This window comes from Lacticaseibacillus saniviri JCM 17471 = DSM 24301, from assembly GCF_001311785.1.
GTDB classification, from domain to species: domain Bacteria; phylum Bacillota; class Bacilli; order Lactobacillales; family Lactobacillaceae; genus Lacticaseibacillus; species Lacticaseibacillus saniviri.
On record NZ_BBBX01000040.1, the window covers coordinates 1 to 5,528 of the forward strand.

Below are 5,528 nucleotides of genomic sequence, written 5' to 3' on the forward strand. Positions count from 1 at the left end.
TCTTTGCGTAATCGTCCTTTTTCGTTTTTAACTTCGATTAAAATCAACTTCCCGTCGCTATGACGAAACCCGAGAGATCCGGCCACCCCTTAGGTGGTCCGGCATCAAACATTCGCTTGTCCTTTGTCATCACTCGGCCGGTGTTGGTGCGAATGATCGTGCATCCGGCTCGTGATACAGCAACGCGGATATCATTTTGGATATCATGTTCAGTGGTCATGTAATACCTCGCTTTTTTAGATTCGGGAGTCAATGGTTGCGAGTGGTTGCACCTTGTGGATAAGTTCGTTGACGACTACTCTCCCAACGGGTTAACTCACTTGGTTGCAGGTTGCGTCTTATTTCCGTATATAAAATAAATACCACCCCCTATATATATAATTATTTACTTTATTTAAGAAATAAGAGACAACCTTAGTAAGAAGAAGTAGTTAGTGCTTAGAGCCACAAGGGATTGGTGAGTTACACACAACTCGCAACCAGACGCAACCAGACGCAACCTTAAACAACTCTTCGCCAACCCCGGCGAGATAATCCACCTACTTTGGTAGTTCCGGTCTCCCAGTCATCACGGTTGTCCATGATGTATTTAATCTTCTTTGCGGCCGATTTATTTTTACGAGATCACCAGCACCAATATTGTTGCCAATTTCTTTCGACGTGATAAAGCCGCCTTGCCATGTGCCAAGCACGTTCTCGATTTCGTCTTCGATAGCGTCCACATACATAAACATTGACCGATGCAGGTTTAGCTGTTTCTCTTGCTCGGGTGTGACTTCAAAACTGAAACCGGCCTGATACAAAGCGACCGCTTCACCCCAGAGCTGTTGGACAACTTCGGGCGATAAATCCGTCACCGGATGCTTCTTCTGCTGCTGCTTATTTACTTTCAGCGGCAAGAACCGACGTTCACCAGTCTTGTCCTTTAAGTAGGTTTCTTCGTTGGTCGTACGAGCAATTACGAATGATTTATCACGGCGCACCGTTGTCTTGCCATAAGCGGGTCGAAACTCTAACCGTCGAGCTGAGATGAATTTCTTGAGTTCTTCAAAGCTTGAATTCGACGTGGCAGTCAGTTCATCATCGTTGACAATCCAAGACCGAAGCATTGTGCCATAGCCGTCCTTATCGCTAAAATTGATGAATTGATCCGTGTACCAACCATTGGCCAGCTTTTCAAGCAAAGTTGTTTTCCCAGCGCCCTGGCCGCCGACCAGGTCAAGTACGAAGTCAAATTTAGTCGTTGGTTCAAACGCCTTCGCAACAGCTCCGACTAACCATAATCGTGTGATGAGTGTGGTGATTTCAGAAATTTCAACGCCCAAGTAAGTGTTCATAAAGGTTGGAATGCGTTCTTCGTGGTCCCAGACCTTATTTGCGTTCAATAAGTATTCTTGCACCGGGTGAAACGACTGCTCGCGGCTCAATGCAATAACACCATGAAGCAGCGCACGGTCACTGAACGAAGCGCCCCACAGCCGCTCTAGCTCGCTCAAAATCAAAGAATCGTAAGCATCCAACATTTGTCCCTTTTTAATGTGTAGTTCTGGCACATCGCGTGCCACTTCAACTTCCCAGGTGAATTCGTTATACCGAAAAAGTCCTTGAAGTAATGGATCATATTCAATCGCCAACTGGACGTTCACAACGCTAGTGGTTTTAATTCCACCGTTCGCAGACTCTTTCCAAGGTGGTGTCATTGCTAATACATTTTGTTTGGCGGACTGCTGCTTATTCGCCAGTTCGTCTAGTAGTGCCTTATCCGCCATTTCTTCGCCTCAATTCTTTTTTGACCATGCTGTCGAATGTGCGGTCAAATTCTTTAACGTCTAATGAATTGGCAGTGTTGTCATTCGCCAACTGCGCCAGCTGATAAACGGCTTTTGCATCAACATTCCGGTACAATAAGCCACCGATGAACGCTGCTAGTGCCATATTCCGGCCACCCGTTTCGCCCAGTCCGTTTGCGATTTGCTCAAACAACTCGGCCGTCTTGCTATGCTGACCAAACTGCCGGTCCTGACTGCTCAGTGTGGTTTGGGTCATTTCACGGATTGGCTGATATGACTGCTGTTTTTTCCCGTTTATTGCGTCAATCAATTCAGTTGGCGCCAATGCGATTGGGTTTCGATTGTCCCACTTATACCCGCCCTTAGGTGTTGGGCTCGGAGCCACCATCACGTAATTGTTGACGTGTGCTTTGATATCCACACCGGGCAGCCACCCAATAACTTGTGTCATCTCAATACCAGCGGGCTTCTTGTAAAACAGCTGCGTACCACCGCTGCCAGTGGTTTGTGACAACGTCTCTGGGAACTGCTTCGGATGTTCCGCGTAGTAGTCGCGAAACGACTGAATGCCGTCTTCGCCATCGGTATGTTCATCGATATCGACAACTAGAAAATCAACAGTGCGAAATGCGATCCTTGCATTTGGATGACGTTGCCATGCCTGTTTTAGTTCTGCTTGTGTCATTGGGGGTCGGTCCGCAAATTCAACGAGTGGGCGCTTTTCTAATGCAGCCATTGGCAAAACATAAAAACCTTTACCGGCATATGCCAACGCGTAATTCTCAAGTGTTTGCATCGCCTAGCCTCCATTCTTAACGGGCTTTTCACCCATTCGGTGGATAACGTCACTGCGCGAAGTGAGCTTAGAATGGAATGTCTTCATCACTGATAGTCATTGGTTCTGTTGGTTCGCCAGGTTCGAAATCGTAGTTCTTGAATGGATATTGCGGGTTCTTCTTGTTCTCACGAACAGAGAGTGTCATTACAGCCGTCTTACCCTTGGCAGTCATGAACGCCGTCACGAGCGTGTCAATCGAGTCCCAGTCAATATCGTCTAAATGAACGCCGACCGCATTAGCTAACCGTGCAACCACTTGCACGCGTTGCGATAACACTGATTCTGGAATTGCTTTGCCGTTGGCACTGGTCTCATCAAAATTGAACATGTTCGAATCAGTCCGGCCTGCATATTCGCCGTCTAGAACACTGACCTTGATTTGTAAACCGTCCCAGCCAGTGCGTTGAGATACAAAGTGAGCAACATCTTCCAAGATGACGTTGTAAGTGCCAGATGGCAGGCTTTCGTAACCTGATTCTGGCTTGTCCTTTGATGCGTCAAAGTTTTGAGTTGCTTTCATTGCGATATCTTTTAATGACATAATTTGTAGTCTCCTTATTTTTCGTTAGTAGTTGTCTTAGAAGCAGGTGTAGCTTGGCGTGGGAAAACCCCAGGCACATTTTCGAGAATGCGTAAAATCTTGGGGTCTGAAATTTGTTCACGATCATATTGCTTACGTTTGTCAGTCGCTGAACGTGAGTAGTTTGTCCCGATACGGCGGGTACGAATGACTAGGTCGCTGTTACCATTGACCATGTTGTACCATTTGGTTTTTAGCGACGGAGCCTCGATTGAGTTGCCATTGCTGTCCGTCTTTTCACTGATACGGCTCACGTACACCACGTTCATCGGTAGTGCCTTTAATTCCAGCACCAGCCCCCGAACAATTTGTTCCTGCATTGCATAGCCTTTGCCATAACCCAAGTCAGATAATGCTTTAATGTTGTTTTCGATTAAGATTGACTGTTCAATCAGGTCAACCACATCATCGATAACGTCAATCACGACAGTTTCAAATCCACTATTTGTAGTGCCCAGTTCGAGGATTAATTCGTCTAACTGATCAATGACTGACTGCTTCATCGACCCATCAGGATTCTGGATATTCTTGAGCTGAAAATTAGGTAGACCCGCTTTTTCAGCGTTGTCATCCGTGTTGATAAAAAACGGATTTGGGAACCGTTCAGCGAGGTAACTCTTGCCCGACATGGTTGCGCCCCAGATGAAAAATGTTCGTGGGGTGTCCATCGGCTTTTTGCGTTCATTCTTTGGTAATAGTCCCAATTAAATGACTCCTTTCTTTTTGCCTGGTAGTATGCCCACCCAGATTTATAATCGTGGGCGGTGGCATAGAGCTGAAACTCTTGCAGAGTTTTTAACTCTGACGGCCGTTTACCGGCTATCAGTTTGCTGGCGTTCTGCTTTTGGACCTGATGCACGATTTTTAATCGGTGGGCAATTTCAGACTGTTGCTTCTTGGTTTGTTTAATTTCTTGCAGGTCGCCATTAATCGTGACTACTTCACCACGCGCTTTTGGTAACTCAGCGCCACAATCTGGGCAGTGGCTGTCTTTGACTTCGGTCACATAAAACGACGAGAAACACGTGGGGCAAACAACAACGCTTGGGCTGGTGTTCTTTTCAGTCTCGCGCTTGTTCTGCTTCTTCTGCTGCTCCCCGTCTAACGACCACTCACGGTAGTCAGTCGGTAAGCCAAAGCGTTCAGCGTTTCTCACGTGATCTAAAATCACCGCCGTCTTGCCTTCACGCGGGTTCATAGCGCGCATTGCGAATTGTAGATATAGCGACAATGATTGGGTTGGTCGCAGTTGGATAACACAGTCAACGTTTGGTAAGTCCAGGCCTTCGGTAAATAATTCCACGTTGGTCATAACTGTGATGTTCCCTGTACGGAAATCTTCCACCGCTTTAGCTCGTTCTTCATCAGACGTTTCACCATCAACTTCGACCGCTGCAATCCCAGCGGCATTAAACTCATCCGCTAATCGCTTTGCTGACTCAACTGAATAGCAGTACGCGATAGCTTTCATTCCGTAGGCGTGGCGTTTGTATTGCACAATGGCGCTGCCGTAAACTTCAGACTTTAACGCAGTGGCAATCGATTCATTCGTAAACTCGCCGTTTCGCCGTCGGAGTAGTTCGGCATTGATATCAGGTGGTGCATAATACTTCACTGGCGCCAGAAAACCGTTATCAATCAACCATTTCACTGATTTACCTTGGATTAGGTCATCAGCGATGATGCCAAGCCCTTCACCGGATAATCGATAAGGCGTGGCTGTGAAAAGTAGCAGTACCGCATCTGGAAAAGCCTCGATGATTTTTCGATATGTTTTAGCTAGTGCATGATGTCCTTCATCGATGATGATGATAGCTGGCTCAGTTAGCCGTTTGATTCGACGACTCAGCGTCTGTACCATGCCTGTCTGGCTAAATGACATATCCACGCCCCACTTTTTGTAGGTGCTGGCTATCTGATCAACCAACTCTTTCGGTGCACAACCGTTAAAACTCGGTTGCCTTTCTGTGTCGCTCGCTTTGCTATCTCGGCCATGATGACTGTCTTGCCAGTGCGCGGTGGTTGCTGAACCACAATGCGGTGGTTACCGGCCGCCATTGACTTGTAAATATCATTGATGGTTTCGGTTTGATAATCACGAAGTGGCATTACTCGTCATCCAAATTAACATCTTGGATTTCGAGGTTTTCAAAGCCATACCGAATCATCGTTTCTAAAATTGTCCGCATCGGAATGCCAGTCTCCACAGCGAGCATTTTAATTTTCTTGTGCAGACTAAGTCCAACAGCCATCACCTGGTAACCCGTTTCCTTTTCAATCTGCTTGGTTAATACTAAATTTTTATTGCTCATAATCATTT

7 protein-coding genes and 1 pseudogene are annotated in these 5,528 nt (G+C 46.6%); all 8 read right to left on the reverse strand.

Annotated features, from left to right (window positions below; all coding sequences use genetic code 11):
* Window positions 1-43: 43 nt before the first annotated feature.
* Window positions 44-220: a hypothetical protein gene (locus JCM17471_RS13630; protein ID WP_225354311.1), complete on the reverse strand. Its 177-nt coding sequence runs from the start codon at window positions 218-220 to the stop codon at window positions 44-46.
* A 319-nt stretch (window positions 221-539) separates the two neighbouring features.
* Window positions 540-1,769: a virulence-associated E family protein gene (locus tag JCM17471_RS12825; RefSeq protein ID WP_225354312.1), complete on the reverse strand. Its 1,230-nt coding sequence runs from the start codon at window positions 1,767-1,769 to the stop codon at window positions 540-542.
* Window positions 1,759-2,586 carry a bifunctional DNA primase/polymerase gene (locus JCM17471_RS12830; protein ID WP_054778144.1) on the reverse strand — a complete coding sequence of 276 codons (828 nt, stop codon included), beginning with the start codon at window positions 2,584-2,586 and terminating at the stop codon, window positions 1,759-1,761. The genes JCM17471_RS12825 and JCM17471_RS12830 overlap by 11 nt, the downstream gene beginning before the upstream one ends.
* A 67-nt stretch (window positions 2,587-2,653) precedes the next feature.
* A complete protein-coding gene (locus tag JCM17471_RS12835; RefSeq protein ID WP_054778145.1) occupies window positions 2,654-3,169 on the reverse strand; it encodes a DUF669 domain-containing protein in 516 nt (171 codons plus the stop codon).
* 14 nt (window positions 3,170-3,183) lie between these two features.
* A complete protein-coding gene (locus JCM17471_RS12840) occupies window positions 3,184-3,876 on the reverse strand; it encodes an AAA family ATPase (protein ID WP_225354313.1) in 693 nt (230 codons plus the stop codon).
* 587 nt (window positions 3,877-4,463) lie between these two features.
* Window positions 4,464-5,090 (reverse strand): annotated as a pseudogene (locus JCM17471_RS15610) (DEAD/DEAH box helicase); the annotation flags it as partial.
* 29 nt (window positions 5,091-5,119) lie between these two features.
* Window positions 5,120-5,317 (reverse strand): DEAD/DEAH box helicase family protein, encoded by a 198-nt coding sequence (locus tag JCM17471_RS15615; protein WP_156321724.1) that lies wholly within the window; start codon window positions 5,315-5,317, stop codon window positions 5,120-5,122.
* Window positions 5,317-5,528 (reverse strand): hypothetical protein (locus JCM17471_RS12850; protein ID WP_054778147.1); only part of this gene is annotated, 212 nt, incomplete at its 5' end. The genes JCM17471_RS12850 and JCM17471_RS15615, both read right to left, overlap by 1 nt.

Bases quoted from the DNA above. Each gene is read 5' to 3' on its own strand.
- JCM17471_RS13630 (WP_225354311.1), bottom strand. From the start codon at position 220: ATGACCACTGAACATGATATCCAAAATGATATCCGCGTTGCTGTATCA.
- JCM17471_RS12825 (WP_225354312.1), bottom strand. From the start codon at position 1,769: ATGGCGGATAAGGCACTACTAGACGAACTGGCGAATAAGCAGCAGTCC.
- JCM17471_RS12830 (WP_054778144.1), bottom strand. From the start codon at position 2,586: ATGCAAACACTTGAGAATTACGCGTTGGCATATGCCGGTAAAGGTTTT.
- JCM17471_RS12835 (WP_054778145.1), bottom strand. From the start codon at position 3,169: ATGTCATTAAAAGATATCGCAATGAAAGCAACTCAAAACTTTGACGCA.
- JCM17471_RS12840 (WP_225354313.1), bottom strand. From the start codon at position 3,876: ATGGACACCCCACGAACATTTTTCATCTGGGGCGCAACCATGTCGGGC.
- JCM17471_RS15615 (WP_156321724.1), bottom strand. From the start codon at position 5,317: ATGCCACTTCGTGATTATCAAACCGAAACCATCAATGATATTTACAAG.